21 protein-coding genes and 2 pseudogenes are annotated in these 23177 nt (G+C 46.8%); 11 read left to right on the forward strand and 12 right to left on the reverse strand.

Going from position 1 to position 23177, the window contains the following annotated elements; translation table 11 throughout:
- The first annotated feature begins 96 nt into the window (after positions 1-96).
- Positions 97-542, forward strand: a pseudogene (locus ICE90_RS02450) (histone H1-like DNA-binding protein).
- Between the two features lie 98 nt (positions 543-640).
- On the opposite strand, the gene ICE90_RS02455 reads toward ICE90_RS02450, so the two are convergent.
- The 7 genes and pseudogenes from ICE90_RS02455 to ICE90_RS02480 all read right to left on the reverse strand — a co-directional run bounded on the left by ICE90_RS02455 (position 641) and on the right by ICE90_RS02480 (position 6309).
- Entirely contained in the window at positions 641-1600 is a 960-nt protein-coding gene (locus ICE90_RS02455; RefSeq protein ID WP_215321396.1) for a carbohydrate kinase family protein, read from the reverse strand.
- Between the two features lie 52 nt (positions 1601-1652).
- Positions 1653-2273, reverse strand: a complete 621-nt coding sequence (locus ICE90_RS10800) for a DUF3426 domain-containing protein (RefSeq protein ID WP_370624643.1) — start codon at positions 2271-2273, stop codon at positions 1653-1655.
- A pseudogene (prmA, locus tag ICE90_RS10805) lies at positions 2262-3182 on the reverse strand (50S ribosomal protein L11 methyltransferase); the annotation flags it as partial. The pseudogene prmA and the gene ICE90_RS10800, both read right to left, overlap by 12 nt.
- Positions 3183-3197: 15 nt before the next feature.
- Positions 3198-4562: an acetyl-CoA carboxylase biotin carboxylase subunit gene (accC, locus tag ICE90_RS02465; protein WP_215362568.1), complete on the reverse strand. Its 1365-nt coding sequence runs from the start codon at positions 4560-4562 to the stop codon at positions 3198-3200.
- A 52-nt stretch (positions 4563-4614) separates the two neighbouring features.
- On the reverse strand, positions 4615-5076 hold the full coding sequence (gene accB, locus ICE90_RS02470; RefSeq protein WP_215321399.1) for an acetyl-CoA carboxylase biotin carboxyl carrier protein: 462 nt from the start codon (positions 5074-5076) through the stop codon (positions 4615-4617).
- A gap of 36 nt (positions 5077-5112) precedes the next feature.
- On the reverse strand, positions 5113-5562 hold the full coding sequence (aroQ, locus tag ICE90_RS02475; RefSeq protein ID WP_215321400.1) for a type II 3-dehydroquinate dehydratase: 450 nt from the start codon (positions 5560-5562) through the stop codon (positions 5113-5115).
- 219 nt (positions 5563-5781) lie between these two features.
- The gene (locus tag ICE90_RS02480) at positions 5782-6309 is read right to left on the reverse strand and encodes a TlpA disulfide reductase family protein (protein ID WP_215321401.1); all 528 of its coding nucleotides are present in this window, start codon (positions 6307-6309) and stop codon (positions 5782-5784) included.
- Positions 6310-6335: 26 nt separating this feature from the next.
- Here ICE90_RS02480 and mpl point away from each other — a divergent pair, with 26 nt between their 5' ends.
- Genes mpl through mtgA form a run of 6 tightly spaced genes read left to right on the forward strand, consistent with a single transcriptional unit; the run spans position 6336 to position 13165 of the window.
- Complete coding sequence (gene mpl, locus ICE90_RS02485; protein WP_216190742.1) at positions 6336-7736, forward strand: UDP-N-acetylmuramate:L-alanyl-gamma-D-glutamyl-meso-diaminopimelate ligase; 1401 nt, start codon at positions 6336-6338, stop codon at positions 7734-7736.
- A 42-nt stretch (positions 7737-7778) separates the two neighbouring features.
- The gene (locus tag ICE90_RS02490; RefSeq protein WP_216154388.1) at positions 7779-8513 is read left to right on the forward strand and encodes a beta-ketoacyl-ACP reductase; all 735 of its coding nucleotides are present in this window, start codon (positions 7779-7781) and stop codon (positions 8511-8513) included.
- Between the two features lie 2 nt (positions 8514-8515).
- The gene (locus ICE90_RS02495) at positions 8516-10567 is read left to right on the forward strand and encodes a ribonuclease catalytic domain-containing protein (protein WP_216190743.1); all 2052 of its coding nucleotides are present in this window, start codon (positions 8516-8518) and stop codon (positions 10565-10567) included.
- Positions 10551-11438: an energy transducer TonB gene (locus tag ICE90_RS02500; RefSeq protein ID WP_215321405.1), complete on the forward strand. Its 888-nt coding sequence runs from the start codon at positions 10551-10553 to the stop codon at positions 11436-11438. The genes ICE90_RS02495 and ICE90_RS02500 overlap by 17 nt, the downstream gene beginning before the upstream one ends.
- Before the next feature lie 56 nt (positions 11439-11494).
- Positions 11495-12400: a shikimate dehydrogenase gene (aroE, locus tag ICE90_RS02505; RefSeq protein WP_216190744.1), complete on the forward strand. Its 906-nt coding sequence runs from the start codon at positions 11495-11497 to the stop codon at positions 12398-12400.
- A 9-nt stretch (positions 12401-12409) separates the two neighbouring features.
- Positions 12410-13165 carry a monofunctional biosynthetic peptidoglycan transglycosylase gene (gene mtgA, locus ICE90_RS02510; protein WP_215321407.1) on the forward strand — a complete coding sequence of 252 codons (756 nt, stop codon included), beginning with the start codon at positions 12410-12412 and terminating at the stop codon, positions 13163-13165.
- Between the two features lie 17 nt (positions 13166-13182).
- Here the strand turns inward: mtgA and pyrF are convergent, their stop codons facing one another.
- Entirely contained in the window at positions 13183-14028 is an 846-nt protein-coding gene (pyrF, locus tag ICE90_RS02515) for an orotidine-5'-phosphate decarboxylase (RefSeq protein WP_216190745.1), read from the reverse strand.
- A 73-nt stretch (positions 14029-14101) separates the two neighbouring features.
- Between pyrF and corA the strand changes: the two genes are divergently transcribed.
- Positions 14102-15067 (forward strand): magnesium/cobalt transporter CorA, encoded by a 966-nt coding sequence (gene corA, locus ICE90_RS02520; protein ID WP_072583348.1) that lies wholly within the window; start codon positions 14102-14104, stop codon positions 15065-15067.
- 20 nt (positions 15068-15087) lie between these two features.
- Here corA and ICE90_RS02525 read toward each other — a convergent pair whose 3' ends face one another.
- From ICE90_RS02525 to thiL, 3 genes are read right to left on the reverse strand one after another with little or no spacing between them, the layout of a single operon-like run.
- Positions 15088-15567 (reverse strand): CinA family protein, encoded by a 480-nt coding sequence (locus ICE90_RS02525; protein WP_216190746.1) that lies wholly within the window; start codon positions 15565-15567, stop codon positions 15088-15090.
- Positions 15567-16127 carry a phosphatidylglycerophosphatase A gene (locus tag ICE90_RS02530; protein WP_216190747.1) on the reverse strand — a complete coding sequence of 187 codons (561 nt, stop codon included), beginning with the start codon at positions 16125-16127 and terminating at the stop codon, positions 15567-15569. The genes ICE90_RS02525 and ICE90_RS02530 overlap by 1 nt, the downstream gene beginning before the upstream one ends.
- Positions 16124-17149, reverse strand: a complete 1026-nt coding sequence (thiL, locus tag ICE90_RS02535) for a thiamine-phosphate kinase (protein WP_215321412.1) — start codon at positions 17147-17149, stop codon at positions 16124-16126. The genes ICE90_RS02530 and thiL overlap by 4 nt, the downstream gene beginning before the upstream one ends.
- A gap of 105 nt (positions 17150-17254) precedes the next feature.
- Between thiL and ICE90_RS02540 the strand changes: the two genes are divergently transcribed.
- Positions 17255-19576 carry an NADP-dependent malic enzyme gene (locus tag ICE90_RS02540; protein WP_215321413.1) on the forward strand — a complete coding sequence of 774 codons (2322 nt, stop codon included), beginning with the start codon at positions 17255-17257 and terminating at the stop codon, positions 19574-19576.
- A gap of 128 nt (positions 19577-19704) precedes the next feature.
- A complete protein-coding gene (locus ICE90_RS02545; protein WP_215321414.1) occupies positions 19705-20325 on the forward strand; it encodes a barstar family protein in 621 nt (206 codons plus the stop codon).
- Positions 20326-20358: 33 nt separating this feature from the next.
- Here the strand turns inward: ICE90_RS02545 and ICE90_RS02550 are convergent, their stop codons facing one another.
- On the reverse strand, positions 20359-21120 hold the full coding sequence (locus tag ICE90_RS02550; protein ID WP_216190748.1) for a 16S rRNA (uracil(1498)-N(3))-methyltransferase: 762 nt from the start codon (positions 21118-21120) through the stop codon (positions 20359-20361).
- A gap of 43 nt (positions 21121-21163) precedes the next feature.
- Here ICE90_RS02550 and tkt point away from each other — a divergent pair, with 43 nt between their 5' ends.
- Positions 21164-23155 (forward strand): transketolase, encoded by a 1992-nt coding sequence (gene tkt / locus ICE90_RS02555; protein WP_216190749.1) that lies wholly within the window; start codon positions 21164-21166, stop codon positions 23153-23155.
- The last annotated feature ends 22 nt before the right edge of the window (positions 23156-23177 follow it).

The raw sequence follows: 23177 nt of genomic DNA on the forward strand, positions 1-23177 counted from the left end.
CTCGTCAGATCCAAAAGGTTGCAAAACCAGGCGGAAATGAGTGGTCGGGTCTTCTTAATGTAGTTTGTACTAATCCTCACGTGAAGGAGTATTAATATGGCAATCGCCAAGAAAAAACCTGCTGCAAAGAAACCAGCTGCTAAGAAAAAAGTAGTTGCTAAGAAGCCTGCTGCTAAAAAAGTAGCTAAGAAGAAGCCTGCTGCTAAAAAAGTAGCTGCTAAAAAGCCAGCTGCTAAAAAAGTAGCTAAGAAGCGTCCTGCTGCTAAAAAAGCTGCTGCTAAGAAGCCTGCCGCTAAAAAAGTAGCTAAGAAGCGTCCTGCTGCTAAGAAGCCTGCTGCTAAAAAAGTAGCTCGTAAAGTAGCTGCTAAAAAGCCAGCTGCTAAAAAAGTAGCTCGTAAAGTAGCAAAAAAAAAGTAAGTAAGCCTGCTGCGAAGAAAGCGGGCTCTGCTGTAAAAAAGCCCGCGGCTAAGAAAGCTGCACCAGCGACTAGTGCGTTGAATCCTGCTGCTGCTTGGCCCTTCCCAACTGGCACACGTCCTTAATTGGACGGGTGTTACTAGAAGGGGTCTCTCACGAGACCCCTTTTTTTATTTCTGGATTATTAAACGAGTGATCCTAGGCCAGCTAGGACTGTTTTTGCTTAGAAGCTAAAGCCAAACGCCGCTTTAAATTGCTCAGTGATCTGATCTTTGCTCAATTGGTGATTTTGTGGTCCCTGGTGGGTAATTTTGATTGAACCCATCAAACTAGCAAGTCGACCAGTGGTGTCCCAGTCCATGCCATTTTCTAAACCAAACAGCAATCCACCGCGGAATGCATCTCCGCAACCTGTTGGATCTACTACTTTTGCAGCTGGCACCGGGGGAATGGCAATGCATTTACCCTCAAAGTAGATATCCGCACCTTCAGCACCTTTAGTAACGATCAGTGCCTTGACTCGCTCAGCCACTTTTGCCAAGCTCAAGCCCGTTCTTTGAGAAAGCATTTCTCCTTCATAGTCATTTACCGCCAAGTAGCTAGCGATATCTACCAATTCCAGAAGCTCGGGACCATTAAACATTGGTAAACCTTGGCCTGGATCAAAGATAAAGGGAATATTGGCATCGGCCAATTGATGGCAGTGCTCCCACATTCCTTGGCGACCGTCGGGCGCAACGATTCCTAATTTCACTGGACCTTTAGCGTTCTTGCTACGCTCAACCACAACTGCCGAGACTTGGTTCAGGTGGGATTCCCCCATGGCGCCTGGATGGAAAGCAGTGATTTGGTTATTAGCTTGATCGGTGGTGATCATGGCTTGTGCGGTAAACGCTTGATCGATCTGGCGAATATGGCTCGCATCAATTTTGAGTTGCTCAAGGCGGCCCATGTAAGGCGCAGCATCACCACCCACTGTAGCCATGATGATCGGATCGCCGCCCAAAAGATTGAGGTTGTAGGCAATATTGCCAGCGCAACCACCAAACTCGCGGCGCATAGTTGGCACCAAAAAGGCTACGTTCAGGATATGAATCTGTTCGGGGAGGATCTGATCGGCAAATTTGCCTTCAAAGTTCATGATGGTGTCGTAGGCAATAGAGCCGCAGATCAAGCTAGCCATAAATTACTTTCTTTATAAAAATTGGGTGTAAATGTGGTGTTTTTGAATTGATTTAGGGGTAGAGCACTCGAACGCGATAGCCCGCAGCATTCGGTGGAAGAGAAATAAGCAACTCAAGCTGCAGCGTTTCACCAGAAGGGATCCCCTTTTTTAAAAAATCAGGATGAGATTCTTGCCAAGCTTTGGGCAGCCACTCTTGTGGAGTGAATTGCAGTAATTTGATTTCAGATTCTTCTGCATCAGTCAAAGAAATTTCTAAATTTGGAGCTAAAACGGCAATAGCTAGACGATTTTTTATCTCCACTTGCAACAGAGATTGATTTGCAGGGTTTTTAAGGCCCTCACGCGCGTTTTCTGGCGCAAGTGCGGCGGAAGTTATTTTCCATGCAGAAAAATCGCTCACAGTGCGATCTAGACATCCTAGTGCACGACAAAGTTTTGCATCGATACGTTTTAAAACATGAAACGCACTAACGGAAATGGAATTCGATGTCCCATCAATTCGTGGTGCTAATGCAGGAAGCAATGAATTTCTGGAGAGATGCTCTCCAAAAACTAGGAGCAGCAGAAGTAAGGCAGCTAGAAAGACGAACTTAAGACTTTTTTTTTGAGCAGGTGCAGCAAAAGTAGATTCAGAATGACTTTGCTTGTCCTTGTGTAAGGTGCCGTGCAAGCAAACCCAACCTTCACTCTCTTTCCAGACAGAGAGCTTGAGCCATTGGCTATAAGTAGCAATCACTTCTTCTGCTTGGCGGGCAAGTACACCAGATAAAACAATACGTCCGCCTATTTTCATCTTGTTGACTAAGGCAGGAGCAAGAACTTGCAGTGGATTTGCCAGAATATTGGCCATCACGATGTCGTATTTGGTTTCAGCAGCCAATTCGAGCGCACCCTCGTTTGGAAGCACGAAGCGAATAGTGGTGTTGTTGATTTCTGCATTGCTACGAGCAGCTACCATCGCCTGTGGATCAATATCGGTGCCGATCACTGGCTTACAACCCAGCTTTGCGGCAGCAATTGCCAAAATGCCTGAGCCACAACCGTAATCCAAGAGACTTTGATTTTGTAAATGACTTTGTTGCTCAAGCCAAAGAAGGCATAAATGCGTGGTTGGGTGACTGCCGGTGCCAAATGCGAGACCTGGATCAACCGCAAGGCAGATCGCATTGGGATCAGTCGGTGCATCGTGCCAAGATGGCACCACCCAAATCCGCTCACCAATCTGAATGGGTGCAAATTGACTTTGGGTTAAGCGAACCCAGTCTTGCTCTTCGACTGTTTTTTCTTGGGGAGGTGCTAGATGAAAGCCTGCCTCTTTAAGGGATGCGAGTAGTTCGGGAATAAATTCTGCGCTGCCTGAAGCATCAATCTCTGGATTAAAAAGCGCGGTTACTGCGGATCTATCCCAAGCCTGTACTTCTGGATGAAGCCCAGGCTCTCCATAAAGTGGGTTTTCGTCATAGCCACCAGCAGCATCATCTTCAACTGTGACGGACAGGGCACCCAAATCCAAAAGCGCATCACCCAAAGGCTCGGCGGTTTCAGCAGCTACCGTGAATACCAGTTCACGATAAGACATGAGGCGCTTTCATCATTAGGATTTACCGCGACTCGCAGCTTGCTCTTCTAAGCGATGCTCTAAGTAGTGAATGCTGGTACCGCCTTCAATGAAGTTCGGATCTAGCATGAGCTCACGGTGGAGTGGAACGTTGGTTGTAATGCCGTCAATCACCATCTCAGAGAGCGCAATCTGCATACGGCGAATGGCTTGCTCACGAGTATTACCGTAAGAAATCAATTTACCAATCATGGAGTCGTAGTTTGATGGCACCACGTAACCACTGTAAGCATGTGAATCAACCCGAATACCAGGGCCTCCAGGCATGTGGAATGAACCAATTTTGCCAGGGCTCGGGGTGAACTTGAATGGATCTTCAGCATTCAGACGGCACTCAATGGCATGACCACGGAAAACAATGTCTTTTTGGCGATAGCTGAGTTTCAGGCCAGCGGCAATACGAATTTGTTCCTGAACGATATCCACACCAGTAATCATTTCTGTCACTGGATGCTCTACTTGAACACGGGTATTCATCTCAATGAAGAAGAATTCGCCATCTTCGTAGAGAAATTCAAATGTACCGGCGCCACGGTAGCCAATCTTGCGACAGGCTTCTGCGCAACGCTCGCCAATTTTGGCGATAAGACGACGATCAATGCCTGGTGCCGGTGCTTCTTCAATCACTTTTTGGTGGCGACGCTGCATAGAGCAATCGCGCTCACCCAACCAAATCGCATTGCCATGAGTGTCAGCCAAAATTTGAATTTCTACGTGGCGAGGTTTTTCTAAAAACTTCTCCATATAGACTTCTGGGTTACCAAAAGCACGGCCCGCTTCTTCTCGGGTCATATTGACAGCGTTGATCAGCGCAGCTTCAGTGTGAACCACTCGCATGCCACGACCGCCACCACCGCCAGCAGCTTTAATGATTACTGGATAACCAACCTTTTTTGCTGTTGCAATAATCTCTTTTGGATTATCAGGAAGCGCGCCCTCTGATCCGGGTACGCAAGGGACACCAGCTTTAATCATGGCGCGTTTTGCGGAAACTTTGTCACCCATTAAGCGAATGGAAGCGGCTGTAGGACCAATAAAGGCAAAGCCAGATTTCTCAACCCGCTCTGCAAAGTCAGCGTTTTCAGAAAGGAAGCCATAACCAGGGTGAATTGCTTCTGCATCAGTAACTTCCGCTGCAGAAATAATCGCTGGCATATTCAGATAGCTGAGCGGAGATGGCGCTGGCCCGATACAAACAGCTTCATCAGCAAGTTTTACATACTTGGCTTCTTTATCTGCTGTGGAGTACACCACCACAGTTTTAATTCCCAACTCGCGGCATGCGCGTTGGATACGGAGAGCAATTTCTCCCCGATTGGCAATCAGAATCTTATCGAACATGTCGGCTCTGAGTTAAATAGCAGTGAATTGGAATTGAGCTAAAGGTAGTCAATTAAGCGATGATGAAAAGCGGCTGGTCAAATTCAACACCTTGACCATTCTCACAAAGAATTTCTTTGATCACACCAGCATGCTCGGATTCGATTTCATTAAGCAACTTCATTGCTTCAATAATGCAAAGCGTTTGACCTACTTTTACAGTGTCGCCAATGTTGACAAAGTTGGGAGACTCTGGGTTTGGAGCGCGGTAGAAGGTCCCCACCATTGGTGAGCGTGCAATAGAACCAGTTTCAACCGCGGGAGCTTCTGCAGCAGGGGCTGTTGCAACAGGTGCACTAGCTGCTGGTGTGGCTTGCATCGCAGGGGCCGGATTGGCATAAACCATTTGGCCAACTGGCGCAGGAGATCCAGCGTTCACAATACGAACACGATCTTCGCCTTCATTTACTTCTAACTCTGAAATGCCTGATTCAGAAACTAGGTCGATCAATGTTTTTAGTTTTCTCAGATCCATGTGAGTGCTTCCTCTCTTCTAATTCTTTAAATAGTTTTATTTCTGCAAGCGAGCAATAGCTGCTTGCAGGGCTAACTCATAGCCAATCGCGCCAAGGCCACAAATCACCCCGGTTGCAATATCGGACAAATAGGAATGTTTACGGAATTCTTCGCGCTGATGAATATTGGATAAATGGACTTCGGTAAAAGGGATGGCTACCCCAGCCAAAACATCGCGTAATGCGACGCTTGTGTGGGTAAAGGCACCCGGGTTAATGATGATGAAATCAACCCCATCTTGTTTAGCCTTTTGAATGCGGTCAATTAACTCGCCTTCATGATTGCTTTGAAAAGTGCCGAGGTCAACAGACTGCGCTTTTGCCAGTTCGCCGAGCCTTTGGTGGATATCTTCCAGGGTAGTTTTTCCGTAAACATCAGGTTCACGAGTACCTAATAGATTTAGGTTTGGGCCCTGAATTACGAGAATTGAAGCTTTTTTCGACATAGATCCCTGTTTTTAGAGGCAGTTAAGCGTAAATTGCTAAATAACATCATGCTCGATTGCTTATGAAGGGAAGTATACCTTTTTAAAGCAAGGAATAGACTAAAAACTCACTACAAAAACAGGAATTTTCATTGCTTTTAAAGACAGATATCAGAATTAATGCTTAATTATTAGGCAAAAATTGATCGATAGAAAAATCCATTCACAGCTTATAAATACTTATAAAGCTGATTTAATGGCATTTCTGATGTCATCTTCGCTTATCTTACCTAATTTGCTATAGCTGGCCTTACCTTTGGCATTGATGATGATGGTGTAGGGAAGGGCGCCTTGGGAATTTCCCAGTTGCTTAGAAAGATTGCTACCTTCAAGACCACCAATCACAATCGGATAGCTCACTGGAGTTTTTGAAAGAAATTCACGAATATTGGAGGGTGAATCGATGCCAATGCCAACAAATAAGACATTTTGCTGCAAGAACTCTTGCTGAAGCTTATCTAAAGCAGGCATTTCTTCGACACATGGGGGGCACCAGGAGGCCCAAAAGTTCACCACCAGCACTTTACCCTGCCATTCTTGGGTGTTGACGGTTTTTCCATCCGGCGTTTGCCAAGAATTGGCAAAAAATGCTTTAACAGCAGGATCGCTGGCCAAACCAGTTTTATAAATCCACTGGGAGGTTAGTACGCCCCCAAGGAGCGCCAAAAGGCTAATTGCGACGATGATGATCAATTGTCTACGGTTCATTGCAACTCCTTCGCTAAAATTCGCTAATGCATATACATATCTTGGGCATTTGCGGTACTTTCATGGGCGGCATTGCCGCAATTGCGAGGCAGGCTGGACACCGCGTTACTGGTTGCGATGCCAACGTCTATCCACCAATGAGTACGCAGCTTGAAGCTCAAGGCATCGAACTGATTGAGGGATTTTCCCCTGATCAATTATCTCAGTTTGAGACCATGCCTGATTTATTCGTGATTGGCAATGTGGTTTCTCGCGGCAATCCATTGATGGAAGCAATTCTCAATCAAGGGCTACCCTATATCTCTGGCCCGCAATGGTTGGGCGAACAAGTTTTGTATGGACGACATGTCTTGGCCGTAGCGGGTACGCATGGCAAGACAACTACTTCAGCCATGCTGACTTGGATTTTAGAATTCAATGGTTACAAGCCGGGCTATCTCATCGGTGGCGTGCCCCTGAATTTCACGGTGTCTGCACGTTTAGGTGAGAGTAAATATTTTGTCATTGAGGCTGATGAATATGACACAGCTTTCTTTGATAAGCGTAGTAAGTTTGTTCACTATCGACCACGTACCGCCCTATTGAATAACCTAGAGTTTGATCACGCCGATATTTTTGCTGATCTTGCGGCGATCGAAACGCAATTTCATCATTTAGTGCGCACTGTTCCTGGCGATGGTTTACTGGTTGTAAATGGCAAGGAGCCTGCATTGGCGAGCGTGATTACGCGTGGCGCTTGGGCGCCTGTAGAGCGGTTCGGGCAAGAACTCAAAAATGAATGGTCTTTAATTGCTCAAGAGGCCGATAGCTTCATCGTGCGCAAGGCAGGTAAAGAAGTAGCCACTGTGAAATGGGCGCCTGATTCTGGTGTGATGGGTAGACACAATCAACTCAATGCACTTGGTGCGATTGCTTGCGCAAATCATATTGGTATCTCGCCAGCAGATTCTGCACGTGCATTGGCAGAATTTAAGAATGTAAAGCGTCGCTTGGAAACGATTGGTGTTGCAAATGACATCACGGTCTATGATGATTTTGCCCACCATCCAACCGCGATCACGACTACAGTTGATGGCCTTCATCGCCGTGTTGGTAAAGCACGCATCTTGGCGGTGCTTGAGCCACGTTCAAATACGATGAAGCTCGGTGTCATGAAAGCTCAACTTCCTGGAAGTCTAGAGGCTGCTGACAAAGTATTTGCCTATGGCGCTAATGCCGGCAAGGAATCATTGGGATGGGATTTGGCAGAAGTCTTATCTCCACTCAATAAGCAAGAACGGGGTAAAGCACATGCCTTTGATGATCTTGAAGCTCTGGTGAAGGCGGTTGCGCATGAGGCTAAGCCTGGCGATCATATTTTGGTGATGAGTAATGGCGGGTTTGGTGGCGTGCATCAGAAAATATTAAAAGCCATTTCGGCGCAGTAAAAAATAAGAATCAACAACAAAAGCAAAAATAGAAAGCAAATCATGGGCGATAGATTAAAAGACAAAGTAGCCATCATTACTGGTGCCGCTAAGGGTATTGGTTTTGCTACTGCTCAGCGTTTTGCAGAAGAGGGTGCAAAAGTCATCATTACTGATATCAGTCAGGAGGCTGTTAATAGTGCGGCAGAAAAAACGCCTAATGCCGAAGGCTATGCCATGAATGTCACGGATCGCGCTAGCATTCAGTCTGTTGTAGATCAGGTAATGCAAAAGCACGGACGGATTGATATCTTGATCAACAATGCTGGCATTACTCAAGATGCACGCTTAATTAAGATGACCGAAGCTCAGTTTGATACTGTGATTGATGTCAATCTGAAGGGTGTATTCAATTGCACCCAGATAGTCGTACCGCATATGCTGGAAGCTGGCTCTGGCGCAGTGGTTAATGCATCAAGCGTTGTGGGTCTCTACGGTAATTTTGGCCAAACCAATTACTCGGCTACTAAATTTGGTGTGATTGGTTTTACAAAAACATGGGCGCGTGAATTAGGAGCTAAAGGCATTCGAGTCAATGCGGTGTGCCCAGGTTTTATCGCCACTGAAATGGTCATGGCCATGCCAGAAAATATTGTGCAAGATATTGAAAAGCGCAGTTGGCTTGGTCGCCTAGGCACCCCAGCAGAAATGGCAAATGTGTATTTATTCTTAGCGAGCAATGAGGCAAGCTATGTCAATGGAGTGGCATTAGAGGCCAGCGGCGGGATCTCGCTCTAAGCATGAATCTTTTATACGAAGAAGGTGGCGATATTAAGATCGCCACAGTCCAGTCTGCTTCAGGGGCTGGCGATACAGAGTCTTGGCAAGCCACGAGCCTTTCTGGAAAAAAAATCAAGCTCAAGGCCAAAGAGGTATGGCTGCGTTTTGAAAAGCCAGAAGCTCAAATAGCCATGGATGAAGCCAACACACTTACTGCTGATATTGATTTACAGTTCCTTTGGGATTGCGCACCTGATGAAGAGTTTGGCTTGGTTGATGTGGCTCATGAGTACTTTGGCTCACAAGCGAGCATTCCGCAGCAAGTTGCTCTGGCGATTGCCTTGCAAGGTGCGCCAGTATTTTTTCGTCGCAAAGGGCGCGGACGGTTTCAGAGAGCTCCACTAGAGCAGTTACAGGCTGGATTGGCTGCTTTAGAGCGCAAGCAAAAAGAACTTGAACAGCAATCCGTTTGGCAGCAAGAGTTGGTTACTGGCATCTTCCCTGAGTCACTGAAGTCTTCAGCCAAGCAATTACTTTTCTCGCCCGATAAAAATACCTCCGCCTATAAGACATTGATCGCAGCCTGTACTGAAACCGGGGAGTCTCCGGCGCAACTGATGATTCGTTGTGGCGCAATCGACTCTCCTTTGGCGTATCACCAGGGATTGTTTCTCAAAGCCCATTTCCCGAATGGTGCGGATCACAACCCGGCTATTAGCATTGATCAATCGGCATACGCATCAGCGGTTGCTGAGCTACCTCTTGCTCAGGTCCAGGCATTTTCCATTGATGATTCCGGTACTACCGAGATTGACGATGCCCTATCAGTTACACCAATTGAGGGTGGTCATCGGGTGGGTATTCATATCGCCGCTCCTGGACTGGCAATTACAAAAGATGATCCATTGGATCAAGTCGCTCGTAATCGAATGTCCACGGTGTACTTTCCGGGTGACAAGATTACGATGTTGCCTGATTCAGTCATTGAGCAATTCTCATTAGATGAGGGTATGCCAAGACCGGCCTTATCGATCTATGTTGATATTGATGCTGAAGGTATTGCTAATCGAGCGAGCTTGCAGATGCGTGCTGAAATGGTGCCGATGGCTGCTAATTTACGCCTAGAAAATATTGAGCATCTCGTGAGTGAGGAAAGTCTGTTGGATGAGGGTTCTAACTACCCGTATCGCAAAGAGCTGGCTACTCTATGGCAAGCTGCTAAACATCTGCATGCAGGGCGTCAAGAGAAGCGCGTAGCAAATGGTTTGCGTGCTGAGCAGTTAGGTGTCACAGATCCAAATGCCCTAGCAAGAGACTTTCATTTTCAGATTCAAGACGTTGATGGGGTGCAGCGTGTAGAAATCACCCCACGTCAACGCGGCTCTATTTTGGATACGATCGTTGCCGAGTGGATGATTTTCTGTAATAGCGCCTCAGGACAGCTTCTAGCAGATCATGGCCTTCCTGGGTTATTCAGAACTCAAAAGGGTTGGGGTCCATTGCGTACCCGGATGCAAACCACTCCCGGACCTCATGAAGGCCTTGGTTTGGACTATTACGCCTGGTGTACATCTCCTTTACGTCGGTATTCTGATTTGGTAAATCAATGGCAACTCATTGCGCTAGCAAAGCATGGCGTTACTGCCAAGATGGTTGCCCCATTCCCGCCGAGAGACGCTACCTTGATGGGTATTGCTGCTGACTTTGAATCTTGCTATCAAGCTTATGGCGAGTTCCAAGATCGCTTAGAAAAGTATTGGTGTTTACGTTGGATTACTCAAGACGGTGATTCGAAAACAGTGCATGTGCGCCATTTAAAAGAGGGTATGTCCAGAGTGGAGTTAGTACCTCTACATCTACCTATCCCTGAATTGGCAACCCATCCACGCATGACCCGTGCGGAAGTAGTGATCGCAGATGTAGATTTGCTGCAGCTAAGTGCTGGCGTTCGTGTGTTGGAGATCGAGGCAAAAATTGAATCTCCTGAAAAGCCTTCGGCTGATCAGGCTACCGAGCAGACTCCAGAGCAAGTGGTTTCGGATAATCCCAAAGAAGATGCTAGCCCAGATTAAATCGCTGGAGTTTCCATGTCCTGAAAGGCTTGCTGGGGCCTTGCGTTACTTGCGCAGCGCCTGGAATCGCCACCCATTCCGATTTGCCTTGTGCGCTTCAATACTGATCCACATTGTTTTCTTATCTTTCCGATGGGGCGTTGGAGAGATTCAGAACCGCAGACTCAATACGCCATTGAGCGTGGTTTTAGTAAACGCCAGCAATAAAACGCCACCTCAAAAAGCGAATAAGTTGGCGCAGGCTGATTTGCAGGGTGGCGGTAAAACAGAAACTCAAGATGCCACAGCAATGCACCGCGCAAGATTGGGTGCAGAGGCGCGACTAGAGGTTTTAGAAAAGCAGCAAAAACAAATGCTCGCTAAGCTAGATGAGCAGCGCAGTCGATCAGGCGGTCGCAAGAGTGGCGATGAGCAAAAAATTACGCCTCAATTAAATTCTTTAGAGGCTGAGTTAGCTAAACGCTTACAAATTGATGGCAAAGAGCCTAGACGTAAAGTATTGACTGGAGCCAATACCAAAGCAGTTACCTTTGCGCATTATTACGATGCGATGCGTCAAAAGATTGAGGCTTACGGTAGCGCTTTTTTCCCAAGGGCGAGTGGGCATCCCTTGTACGGCAGTCTAGTTATTGTCGTTAGCGTTGATAACCAAGGCAGAATCACTACAAACGCTCAAGGCAAGGATGGGCTCTCGATTGGCCGTAGTTCTGGTAATCCCGAGTTAGATCGCCAAGCGCTGGCAATTGTGAGAGCCTCTGCACCATTTGGTCCTTTTCCTTCAGAAATGCGCAATCAAATCGATGTCTTAGATTGGATCTCTACCTTTGAGTTCACACGTGATGGGGTAGATCGCCTCGAGCTGCGCCATTAATATTATTTGAAAAGTTTGCTAACTCAATTTACAAATTCGCTTATTCTGTAGTCATCATGAGCTCTACCGATTCCTCCTCCCTACATACCGATCCAAGCCTTTTTGCTGGCGTGGATGTCTATGTGGTTGCGGGTAATCCGATTGCTCATAGCAAGTCCCCAGTAATACATCAACGCTTTGCGGAACAGGCAAAGCAACGGATGCACTATGGACGTCTTCAGCCGGATATAGATTCATTTGCCCAAGCAGCGCAATCTTTTTTTGCTGCGGGGGGTAAAGGCATGAATGTCACTGTGCCGTTCAAGCTAGATGCTCAAAATCTGGCTGATGTATTAACGCCGCGTGCTCAATTGGCTGGTGCCGTTAACACTTTGTGGAAGACGGAAGGCAAAATTTTTGGTGACAACACCGACGGTGCTGGTCTAGTGCGTGATTTACTGGCTCAAGGTATTTCACTGCATAGCGCTCGCATTTTATTGGTCGGTGCTGGTGGGGCTGCCCGGGGTGTAATAGGTCCATTGCTTGAGCAATCTCCTAAGTCCCTCATCATTGCCAATCGTTCCAGCGCAAAGGCGGATGAGTTGGTTAAGCTATTTGCAGATTTAGCCGGCTCTAAGGAGGTAGCACTGGAGTCACGTACTTTGGCTGATTTAGAGGATGTTGCAAAAACTCAGCACCCATTTGATTTGGTGATCAATGCCACAGCTGCTGGTTTAACCGATGAGTCCCCATTGATGCCCGAAGCGGTAGCTAATATTTTTGTGCCCAGCTCTTTCGCTTATGACATGGTCTACGGTAAAACTACTGTATTCATGCAGCAGGCCTTACAACGAGGTGCTCGCGTGAGTGATGGCCTTGGAATGTTGGTGGAGCAAGCGGCTGATGCATTCTTGCTATGGCGGGGCGCGCAATTGGCGAGTGCAATTGACTCCCGCGCAGTCTTAGCAGAGTTACGCAGTTAATTTGCCCTGATGCGCTGGCTTCTATACCCAGTGAAGTGTTTACTCGCAGGGTTTATCGCCATGCAAATCTTTTTCGCCTTGCAGATTGCTTTGTGGATTAGCTTAGATCCCAGTAGTACTGCGTTTCAGAGGGCTGAGCGTTGGCGCTTATGCACTTGGCATTGGACCTGTCCAGTGCAATCCCATTGGGTGCCTTATGACAAGATCTCGAATAATCTCAAGCGTGCTGTTTTAGTCAGTGAAGACGATATCTTCTTTCAACACAAGGGTGTGCGAGTTGAGGATATGCAAAAAGCCTGGCAGAAAAATCAACAGCAGAATCAGCAAAAAGCCCAAGCAGGCAATAAATCCAAAATAGCGTTACGGGGTGGATCTACTATTACCCAGCAATTAGCAAAAAATTTATTTCTTTCGTCAGAGCAACATTATTTGCGCAAGGGACAGGAGCTCATCATTACGGGGCTTTTAGAGTTAATACTTTCTAAGCAGAGATTGTTTGAGATTTATCTGAATTCGGTAGAGTGGGGCGAGGGCATTTTTGGAATTGGCGCCGCCTCTCAGCATTATTTTGCTACAAGTCCAGCAACCCTAGATCGTGAGCAGGCTGCTGCTCTAGCTTCAGCACTGCCGGCGCCCAAGTGTTTTGACAAGCAACAGTATTGCCGTCGAGGAAGCATTAACTACTCCGCTCGCCAAGAATTTGTCTTGGAAAACATGGATAGAGTTGCCTTGGCGCCTTACCCAAAGAGTGGTTCGGGTAAATAATTCCTTGTTTTACTTAACTATTTGTTTGCAGCAGCTCGAAGTGCATCCCGAGTACTCATGGCGACGACTCTAGCCGCTTCTGCAAAATCAGCGCCTGAACTGGCATACAGAATCGCTCGGGAAGAATTAATGATCATCCCTGCTCCTGGTTTGCCGGTTATTTTTCCTGCGCTGACAGTGGCATCAACGTCACCGCCTTGAGCGCCGATCCCTGGAATCAATAAAGGCATATCACCAACAATGGCGCGTACCTTGGCAATTTCTTCTGGGAAAGTAGCGCCGACTACCAGGCTGATCTGATCAGAACTATTCCACTGTTGTGCAGCTAGCTTCGCCACATGCAGATAAAGAGGCTCGCCATTGGGTGACACATTTAGGAACTGCAAATCTGACCCGCCAGGGTTGGATGTACGGCACAGGACAATAACTCCTTTGCCTGTGTGCTTTAGGTAGGGCTCAATCGTGTCAAATCCCATGTATGGATTTACGGTTACAGCATCAGCGCTGTAGCGATCAAAGGCCTCCAAGGCGTAATGGTCAGCAGTGCTGCCAATATCTCCACGTTTGGAATCCAGGATGACTGGGATGTGGGGGTATTTATCTTTGAGGTGCTTGATGAGTTTTTCTAATTGAGCCTCTGCTCTTTGGGAGGCAAAGTAAGCGAATTGAGGTTTGAAGGCGCAGACCAAATCCGCGGTCGCATCAGCGATTTCTCGGCAGAACTCATAGATACCCTCGGCATTCCCTTTTAGGGAGGGGGGCAAGCGCTTTGGGTCCGGGTCAAAACCAACACACAGCATGCTGCCTTGGGAGGCCCATGCGGACTGGAGTTGCTGGTTAAAGGTATTTAAGCGAGAGTTCATTGGATTTGGCTTATTTTAGTGAAACTGTCATGTTCTATAGGATAAACTAGCGCACATTCCTTAGGAGTTCACCATGATCAACTTGTTCGTCCTGCAAAATGGCCGCCTCTCTCAAGAGCAAGTCGAAGATCGCAATGAATTGTTGCAATATGCCAATCCTATCTGGATTGACGTGGTTGATCCAGAAGAAGAGGAATTAATTTGGATTAAAGAGGCATTTGGCGTACTTTTGCCTGAGTTGGATGACTTGGGTGACTTAGAAGCGTCTGCGCGTTATTTTGAAGCAGATGATGGCCACCTCCACATCCGTACTGATTTCTTATTGGATGAAGAAGAGACCTCTCGCAACGTTCGAGTAGCGTTTGTTCTGACCAAGCAAGTGTTGTTCTCAATTCATGACGAAGATTTGCCAGTGTTCCGTTTAGTTCGCTTGCGCGCGCGTTTGCGTCCTGGCTCAGTGAGCAATGCAAAAGATGTATTGCTAGATTTGTACTCAACAGATGCTGAGTATTCTGCTGATGCTTTGGAAGAGGTTTATGAAAACCTGGAGCAAGCTGGTAAACGAGTTCTGCAAGATGACATCAATGATGCAGATGCTGAGCAAGTCCTCGAAACTATTGCCAAAGAGGAAGATACCAACGGCCGCATTCGTCGTAACGTGATGGATACCCGTAGAGCCTTGTCCTTCCTGATGCGCAGCAAGTTACTCTCTGATGAGCAACAGGAGGAGGCACGTCAAATTTTGCGCGATATCGACTCTCTGGAAAACCATACCGCTTTCTTATTCGACAAGATTAACTTCTTGATGGATGCTACCGTCGGTTTCATTAACTTAAACCAATCCAAGATCATCAAGATCTTCTCGGTGGTATCGGTAGCCTTAATGCCACCAACCTTGCTTGCCAGTATTTGGGGAATGAACTACAAGCACATGCCTGAGTTAGATGCTACTTGGGGTTATCCAATGGCGATTGTTGCAATGGTAATTTCAGCAATCATTCCACTCTGGTATTTCCACAGCAAAGGCTGGATGAAGTAATTGGCAGTCTGAATTTGCACTTAATTTCTGAGTAGGGCGATTAACTCCGTCAGCGCAAATTCGGTTGCTTGCCTCCTTACTGCTTGACGATCACCGTCAAAATGTACGGTTTTAGTGAAGGTTTGATTTTCAGTCGCCCAGCCAAAACAGACGGTGCCTACGGGCTTCTCAGTGGTTCCGCCTGACGGGCCGGCAATCCCAGTAATAGAAATAGCCACATTACTTCCCGAATTGATCCGCGCACCTTCGGCCATGGCCTTGGCTACTGGCTCGCTAACAGCTCCATGGGATTCAATTAACCGGGCTGGGACATCCAGGCACTCCGTTTTTGCTTCATTGCTGTAAGTGATGTAGCCACGTTCGAACCACGCGCTTGAGCCTGCAAGTTCAGTCAGGGTGGCAGATACAAGACCACCAGTACAAGACTCTGCAAGTGACACCAGCCAGTTTCTGGAAAGCAAAATCTCAGCTAAGGTTTTGGTGAGATCAGTTGAGTTCATTATCTAATGAGAAACTGTATCAAGGCTACTGCGAGCAGTGTAAAAAATGCAGCAGCAAGATCATCCACCACAATTCCGAACCCTCGCCAAATAATTTGTAAGAAGCTTGATCGCTGAGCGCCATCACTTGCTGTATTTTTAAAGTGACGATCAATCATGCCAATAGGGCCTGGTTTGATGGCATCAAAAAATCGAAATAGCGCAAAAGCAATCAACTGCATCCAAATATTAGCTGGCATGATGAAGATAAGCACCAGCCAGAACGCGACAATTTCATCCCAAACAATACCGCCAAAATCTTTTTTACCAAGCTCTTCGCTGACATGACCGCAGATCCAGCAGCCGAGCAAAATGCCGCCACCAATGATCCAGATAAAGTCTGCCGTACTGAAAAAATATTCACCTATAAGAAATGCAGCCCACGCCCAAAGAGTACCGGCAGTGCCTGGAGCTATAGGACTTAGACCACTACCAAAGCCAAATGCAATGGTGCGACTAGCAGTTTGAAAAACCCATTTAAGGTTTGGTTTTACTTCTGCGGAATGCTCAACATTAGTCATTGTGCGAAGTGGTCAAATGAGTTGAGGAATGGAGCTGCTTGTGAATCACTTAAGAGGACTCCTGATGCATCTAGTAAATATACCCTTGCTTGATGATCTTTTTGCGGAAGTATTTTTCCAATGAGTGTTAGTGGCAAGTTAAGTGTTTTGCTAATTTCCTGTATTTTTTCATGCTGGCTTGATGGTGCAGTAAAGCAAAGCTCGTAATCATCACCGCCGCATGCGGCAAATAAATTTTGAATGGAAGATTCCTGTTTTTTCAAGATGCTCGATTTTGGTAATTGATCCAACTGAATTTGTGCGTCAACTTGCGATTGCTTCAAAATATGGCGTAAATCACCCAACAACCCATCAGAGACATCTAAAGCTGCGCTTGCCACATCTCTCAATTGAATGCCTAAGTCAATGCGCGGCATTGGTTGATGCATGCGGTCTTCAATTCGTTGTAAGTCTTCGCTAGATAGATCTATTTCATGACGCAGTGCAGCAAGAGCAAGTCTGGCATCTCCAACCGCACCCGAGACCCAAACGTCATCGCCTGCCTTTGCGCCAGATCTGCGAATAGCTTTGCCGGCGGGGATGCTGCCAAAGGCAGTGATCGAGATGGTGAGGGGGCCTGCAGTGGTGTCGCCGCCGATAAGGGGGCAGGAATACTCCTTAGCAATGGCAAAAAGCCCTTTAGAGAAAGCTTCTAGCCAGACTTCATCTACTTTTGGTAGGGCAATTGCCAAGGTAAAACCCAGCGGACTTGCCCCCATGGCCGCTAGGTCTGAAAGGTTAACTGCTAGGGCTTTGCGGGCCAATAGGGTGGGATCGGCGCCAGCAAAAAAGTGCCTGCCCTCAACCAACATATCGCTGGTAATGGCTATTTCTTCATTCCCTGGTGGTTTGATCAGGGCGCAGTCATCACCAATCCCCAAGGTAACGCCTTGATCTGCTTTAGAGCGCATTGAATCCGCACCCGTTTTGAAAAAACGTTCAATCAGGTCAAATTCACCGAGGGGGGTAGCGCGAGAAGACATGCCCCATTTTATGGTGGTTATGAAGCGAATGTCCGAGAGGAATAGAATTGAAGTCTTATAAGTCTTAGCTAAATGAAGATAAGACAGAACTTAGCGAGTTAGTGGATGAGCAAAGAAAATAATAAAGAGCAACAAATTGCAGCCTTAAGAGAGGCAGCGCTTCAGTACCACGAGTTTCCGACTCCGGGAAAAATTGAAATTGCCCCAACAAAGCAATTAACCAATCAACGAGACTTAGCCCTTGCATACACGCCTGGCGTTGCAGCTCCTTGCGAAGAGATTGTTAAAGATCCGGCAAATGCATTCAAGTACACCGCCCGTGGAAATTTAGTTGGCGTCATTACGAACGGCACAGCCGTTTTAGGTTTAGGAAATATTGGACCGCTGGCAAGTAAGCCAGTGATGGAAGGTAAAGCAGTTCTTTTTAAGAAGTTTGCTGGCATTGACGTTTTCGATATCGAAGTCAATGAAAACGATCCCGATAAATTAGTAGAAATTATTGCGGCACTAGAGCCAACTTTTGGCGGTATTAATTTAGAAGATATTAAAGCGCCTGATTGTTTTGTCGTTGAGCGCAAGTTGCAAGCTCGCATGAAGATTCCAGTCTTCCATGATGACCAACACGGTACAGCGATTGTGGTTGCAGCCGCCATCCTCAATGGTTTGAAGGTGGTTGGTAAAAAAGTAGAAGAGGTTAAGTTAGTCACCTCAGGAGCTGGTGCTGCTGCGCTAGCCTGCTTAGATTTATTGGTTGACTTAGGTATTCAGCGTAAAAATATTTGGGTTACTGACTTGGCTGGCGTTGCATACAAGGGCCGTAAAGAGTTGATGGATCCTGAAAAGGAGCCGTTTTGCCAAGACACAGATTTGCGCACACTTGATCAAGCGATTGAAGGTGCGGATATTTTCTTGGGTCTTTCTGCTGGGGGTGTACTCAAGCAAGACATGGTGAAGAAGATGGCACCGAAGCCATTGGTTTATGCCTTAGCAAATCCAACCCCTGAAATTCTTCCTGAAGAAGTGAAAGCAGTTCGTCCGGATGCAATCATGGCGACTGGTCGTACCGACTACCCAAATCAAGTAAACAACGTTTTATGTTTCCCATTCATTTTCCGCGGTGCTTTGGATGTGGGTGCAACAACGATTACTCGTGGCATGGAAGTCGCAGCGGTCAAGGCAGTAGCGGAATTGGCTCAAGCAGAGCAGAGCGAAGTGGTTGCTTCTGTTTACGGTCTCGATAACTTATCCTTTGGCCCGGAGTATTTAATTCCAAAGCCATTCGATCCTCGACTCATTACCGTGATTGCTCCTGCAGTTGCTAAGGCGGCGATGGATGATGGTGTAGCTCTACGCCCAATCAAAGATTTCGATGCCTATCGCAATCAGTTACAGCAATTCGTGTACCACTCTGGCACTTTGATGAAGCCACTCTTTAGCATTGCTAAACGTGTACCAGCAAATCAAAAACGCATTGTGTTCGCTGAGGGTGAAGATGAGCGTGTATTGCGTGCAGTGCAGATCATCATTGATGAGCATCTTGCTACCCCAATTCTGATTGGTCGCCCAGCCGTTATCGAGCATCGAATTGAGAAATTCGGCCTGCGTATGAAGGCGGGCGATGATTTTGAGATTGTGAATCCAGAGAATGATTCACGCTTCCGTGATTTCTGGCAAACCTACCTTGCACTCACAGAGCGTAAGGGTGTAACGCAGTCGTTTGCTAAGTTAGAAGTCCGCCGCCGCAACAGTTTGATTGGAAGTCTGTTGATTCAAAAAGGCATGGCTGATGGCATGATTTCCGGCACAGTCGGCAATATCGCTACGCACCTGAAATATATTGATGAAGTGATTGGGCATGAGCCTGGTGCGAATGTTTATGGTGCCATGTCAGGTTTGATTCTTCCAGGACGCCAAGTATTTTTAGTGGACACCCACATCAATCTAGACCCTACGGCCGAACAGTTAGCGGATCTCACTCTCATGGCCGCAAGTGAAATGAGAAAGCTAGGATTAGCTCCGAAAGTTGCCTTACTGTCCCATTCGAATTTTGGTTCTAGCAATGCCCCTTCCGCAGTCAAGATGCGTGAAGTGTTGGCATTACTCCAAAAGGCAGATCCAACTCTAGAGGTTGATGGAGAGATGCATGGCGATAGCGCTTTAGATGCAAGCATTCGAGAAGGTGCCGTATCTTCATCCTCACTGAAGGGCGATGCCAATCTCTTAGTCCTGCCAAACATTGATGCAGCAAACATTTCTTACAATTTGCTAAAAACAGCAGCAGGCAATGGCATTGCAATCGGCCCATTGTTGTTAGGTGTTGCTAAGCCAATTCACATCCTCACTCCGGCCGCAACTGTGCGTCGTATTGTGAATGTGACAACTTTGGCGGTTGTAGAGGCAGCGAGTAACGCCAGAGGCATTTCTTAAGAATCAGTAATATATGTAAGTTAGTAATAACTTACATATATTATTTCTATATAAATCAGTGCATTACATAAAATGCACTGTATTTGGGCTTGATTTGATGGCGTGTTAAGGGTAACCTAGCACCCATCATGAATAATCGCTCTGAAAACAGCAATACAGCAAGCTTCGATGAACATAGCCGTGCTGAAAGTTGGGATAGCAATGATCGACTGGAAACCGAATCATCCGCTGCCAACATTTATGCTGAAGGCGGTTTATCTCGTTTACAAACCTATGCAGCAAATCAAGTTTCGGGGAAAAAAGTGACAGCTTCTTGGCGTGCCGCTTTGGCCGTTCGCGATGCCGGACCGCCGGCAATGTTGCGCAGTGTGCGCCCTAATATCGTTCAATCTATTCGTGCTTTCCGTACTCCTGATTTGCAGGAAGCGGCAACTGAATTGGGTCAACACTTCATTTATGCCAATTGCGCAAATGCAATGACTAAAGGTGAGGTTTTGGAGTCGATTGCGATTGCGTACTCATTTACTAAGCAGCAGGCAAAAAATTACGATCCTTTGTTGGATGCTTTGACTACCACGGTAGACAAGTCTGGCCCACAGCCTGGATTTGTAGTGGTGCTTGAAGGTTTGCCTTGTACTCAGAAGTTTGACAAAGAAGCCCGTGAAACATTGTTGGATGTTTTCCGTGATGCTGTTGATTTCTGGGCTGAGCGCCGTACTCCATACCGCGTCTTCTATTCTTTTGCTTAATCGTTAAAGTCTTGTAAGCCCTATAAATCGCCTCTACTTGAGGCGATTTTGCATTTCAGGATTCCATACGCTGTGTACGACTGTAATAGCCACTACGCCCGCTGTTTCCGTTCTGAGTACCCGCTCCCCCAGTGAAACCAATTGATAGCCTGCTGCTTGCGCTTGAGCCTCTTCTTCAGGGGAATGACCACCTTCGGGGCCGATCATTAAGACGATATCTTGGGGATCATTTTCAATTAACACCGAATACAGGCTTTTCGTCGCATCAGGACTGAGTAGTAGTTTGAGTGCGGGTTTTGGAGTCGCTTGTAAATAACTTTCAAAAGTTTGAATGGGCTCCAGGCTGGCAAGGACGGTGCGATCGCATTGCTCGCAAGCTGCTTGAATGATGCCCTCCCAGTGGGCAAGTCTTTTTTGGGCGCGCTCAAGGTCGCTGGAGCGGGTTAACTTGAGGATGGAGCGTTCACATTGCATGGGGGCAATATTTTGGGCGCCCGTTTCTACCGCTTTCTCAACAATCCAGTCCATTTTGTCCCCGCCAGCCAGTCCTTGAGCCAGGGTAATGGCATATGGGGTCTCACGATGGGTGTCGGTATGGATATCCGTCAGTTGAACTTGACCCGTTTTTCCACTCAAAGAGAGTAGTTCTCCTTTGGCTACCTGGCCTTTTCCATCAAATACAGGGAAGAATTCCCCGGCTTGGACACGCCTAACGCGCAAATGGTGGGCAACCTCTGGGGTGAGGGCGGTCGGCTTTTGGGATTCCCATGGTCCGGGAAGATAAAATTGAGGCATTACTGAAATATAGCCAATTAATTTTCCAGAGACCACTTTTACGATGTCAAATCTTCAAATTCGTATGGCTAACGCCATTCGCGCCTTATCCATGGATGCTGTGCAGCAGGCAAATTCAGGTCACCCTGGTATGCCAATGGGTATGGCAGATATTGCTGTCGGTCTTTGGAATGAACATTTAAAACATAACCCAACAGATCCACTTTGGATTGATCGTGATCGCTTTGTTTTATCCAATGGTCATGGATCTATGTTGTTGTATTCACTCTTGCATCTTTCTGGTTACGACTTGCCGATTGAAGAGTTGAAAAATTTTCGTCAATTGCACAGCAAAACTCCAGGACATCCTGAGTATGGAATTACTCCCGGCGTAGAAACAACTACGGGTCCATTGGGACAGGGAATTTCTAATGCAGTAGGAATGGCACTTGCTGAAAAATTATTAGCAGAAGAATTTAATCGTCCTGGCCTTAACATCGTTGATCACTACACCTACGTATTTTTAGGTGATGGTTGTTTGATGGAAGGTATTAGTCACGAAGTGTGTTCTTTGGCCGGCACACTGAAGTTGAATAAGTTAATTGCATTATGGGATGACAACGGCATCTCGATTGATGGCAAAGTGGTTTCTTGGTTTAACGAAGATACCCCTAAGCGTTTTGAGGCTTACGGTTGGAATGTGATTCGGGCCGTTGATGGCCACGATGCAGAGGCTGTATCTGCCGCGATTGCTGAGGCCAAAAAGAGCGATAAGCCAACCCTGATCTGCTGCAAGACTGCGATAGGTCAAGGCTCACCGAATATGGCGGGTAGCGACAAGGTACATGGCTCCCCATTGGGGGCGGCAGAAATTGCTGAAACTCGTGTTGCATTGAATTGGCCATACGCCCCATTTGAAATTCCGAAAGATATTTATGCGGCATGGGATTTTAAAAAGCGTGGTCAAGCTGCCGAACATGAGTGGAATAAAGAATTTCAGAAATACAAAAACAAATTTCCAGAACTTGCTGCTGAATTGCAACGTCGTATGGCAGGTGATTTATCTAAAGATTTTGTATCCACATTAAATGCATACTTAAAAACTTGCCAAACTAAAGCAGAAACCATTGCGACTCGCAAAGCAAGTCAGAATGCGATTGAAGCATTAGCACCTGCTTTGCCAGAATTTATGGGCGGCTCTGCCGACTTAACAGGATCCAACCTCACTAATTGGTCTTCATGCAAACCTGTGCGCGCTGATCAATGGGGTAATCACATCAATTATGGCGTTCGTGAATTTGGTATGAGCGCCATCATGAACGGTATTGCCTTGCATGGTGGTTACATCCCATTTGGCGGCACATTCTTAACCTTCTCCGATTACAGTCGTAACGCTTTGCGTATGGCTGCTTTGATGAAGTTGCGCAGTATTTTTGTCTTTACCCACGACTCAATCGGTTTGGGTGAGGATGGCCCAACCCATCAGTCTGTAGAGCATGTAGCCAGCTTGCGTCTCATACCGAACCTGATGGTTTGGCGTCCATGTGACACCACAGAGAGCGCTGTAGCCTGGGGCTCAGCCATTGAGCGTAAAAACGGCCCTAGCGCCTTGATCTTTAGTCGTCAGAATTGTCCATTTGTATCTCGTAATTCTGCACAAATTAAAGAAATCGCACGTGGTGGTTACGTTTTGCGTGATCCCTCCGGCAAGATTGATGCGGTCATTATTGCAACTGGTTCTGAAATTGCGCTTGCATTACAAACTGCGCAACAGTTAGAAAAAGAAGGTTTAGGTATTCGAGTGGTTTCAATTCCATCAACCACTGTCTTTGATCAACAAGATGCTGCCTACAAAGCAAAAGTATTGCCTGAAAATATTCCGCGCATTGCAGTTGAAGCGGGCGTGAGTGATTTCTGGTGGAAGTATGGTTGCGCAGCAGTTCATGGCGTAGATACCTTTGGTGAGTCTGCGCCTGCGCCAGTGCTGTATGAATATTTTGGATTAACGGCTGACCAGATTGCGAAAACAGTTAAACAATGCATCGCAAAGAAATAAATCAAAGTGCGGAATAAATTCA

The organism is Polynucleobacter sp. AP-RePozz3-80-G7 (genome assembly GCF_018882145.1).
GTDB lineage: Bacteria > Pseudomonadota > Gammaproteobacteria > Burkholderiales > Burkholderiaceae > Polynucleobacter.

What these genes read in the sequence shown, in the direction of transcription:
- aroE (WP_216190744.1), top strand. Translation starts at nt 11,495, where the DNA reads ATGAGCTCTACCGATTCCTCCTCCCTACATACCGATCCAAGCCTTTTT.
- ICE90_RS02455 (WP_215321396.1), bottom strand. Translation starts at nt 1,600, where the DNA reads ATGGCTAGCTTGATCTGCGGCTCTATTGCCTACGACACCATCATGAAC.
- mpl (WP_216190742.1), top strand. Translation starts at nt 6,336, where the DNA reads ATGCATATACATATCTTGGGCATTTGCGGTACTTTCATGGGCGGCATT.
- accC (WP_215362568.1), bottom strand. Translation starts at nt 4,562, where the DNA reads ATGTTCGATAAGATTCTGATTGCCAATCGGGGAGAAATTGCTCTCCGT.
- ICE90_RS02540 (WP_215321413.1), top strand. Translation starts at nt 17,255, where the DNA reads ATGAGCAAAGAAAATAATAAAGAGCAACAAATTGCAGCCTTAAGAGAG.
- thiL (WP_215321412.1), bottom strand. Translation starts at nt 17,149, where the DNA reads ATGTCTTCTCGCGCTACCCCCCTCGGTGAATTTGACCTGATTGAACGT.
- ICE90_RS02550 (WP_216190748.1), bottom strand. Translation starts at nt 21,120, where the DNA reads ATGCCTCAATTTTATCTTCCCGGACCATGGGAATCCCAAAAGCCGACC.
- ICE90_RS02525 (WP_216190746.1), bottom strand. Translation starts at nt 15,567, where the DNA reads ATGAACTCAACTGATCTCACCAAAACCTTAGCTGAGATTTTGCTTTCC.
- ICE90_RS02495 (WP_216190743.1), top strand. Translation starts at nt 8,516, where the DNA reads ATGAATCTTTTATACGAAGAAGGTGGCGATATTAAGATCGCCACAGTC.
- aroQ (WP_215321400.1), bottom strand. Translation starts at nt 5,562, where the DNA reads ATGTCGAAAAAAGCTTCAATTCTCGTAATTCAGGGCCCAAACCTAAAT.
- ICE90_RS02530 (WP_216190747.1), bottom strand. Translation starts at nt 16,127, where the DNA reads ATGACTAATGTTGAGCATTCCGCAGAAGTAAAACCAAACCTTAAATGG.
- ICE90_RS02490 (WP_216154388.1), top strand. Translation starts at nt 7,779, where the DNA reads ATGGGCGATAGATTAAAAGACAAAGTAGCCATCATTACTGGTGCCGCT.
- ICE90_RS02480 (WP_215321401.1), bottom strand. Translation starts at nt 6,309, where the DNA reads ATGAACCGTAGACAATTGATCATCATCGTCGCAATTAGCCTTTTGGCG.
- corA (WP_072583348.1), top strand. Translation starts at nt 14,102, where the DNA reads ATGATCAACTTGTTCGTCCTGCAAAATGGCCGCCTCTCTCAAGAGCAA.
- accB (WP_215321399.1), bottom strand. Translation starts at nt 5,076, where the DNA reads ATGGATCTGAGAAAACTAAAAACATTGATCGACCTAGTTTCTGAATCA.
- ICE90_RS02500 (WP_215321405.1), top strand. Translation starts at nt 10,551, where the DNA reads ATGCTAGCCCAGATTAAATCGCTGGAGTTTCCATGTCCTGAAAGGCTT.
- tkt (WP_216190749.1), top strand. Translation starts at nt 21,164, where the DNA reads ATGTCAAATCTTCAAATTCGTATGGCTAACGCCATTCGCGCCTTATCC.
- mtgA (WP_215321407.1), top strand. Translation starts at nt 12,410, where the DNA reads ATGCGCTGGCTTCTATACCCAGTGAAGTGTTTACTCGCAGGGTTTATC.
- ICE90_RS02545 (WP_215321414.1), top strand. Translation starts at nt 19,705, where the DNA reads ATGAATAATCGCTCTGAAAACAGCAATACAGCAAGCTTCGATGAACAT.
- pyrF (WP_216190745.1), bottom strand. Translation starts at nt 14,028, where the DNA reads ATGAACTCTCGCTTAAATACCTTTAACCAGCAACTCCAGTCCGCATGG.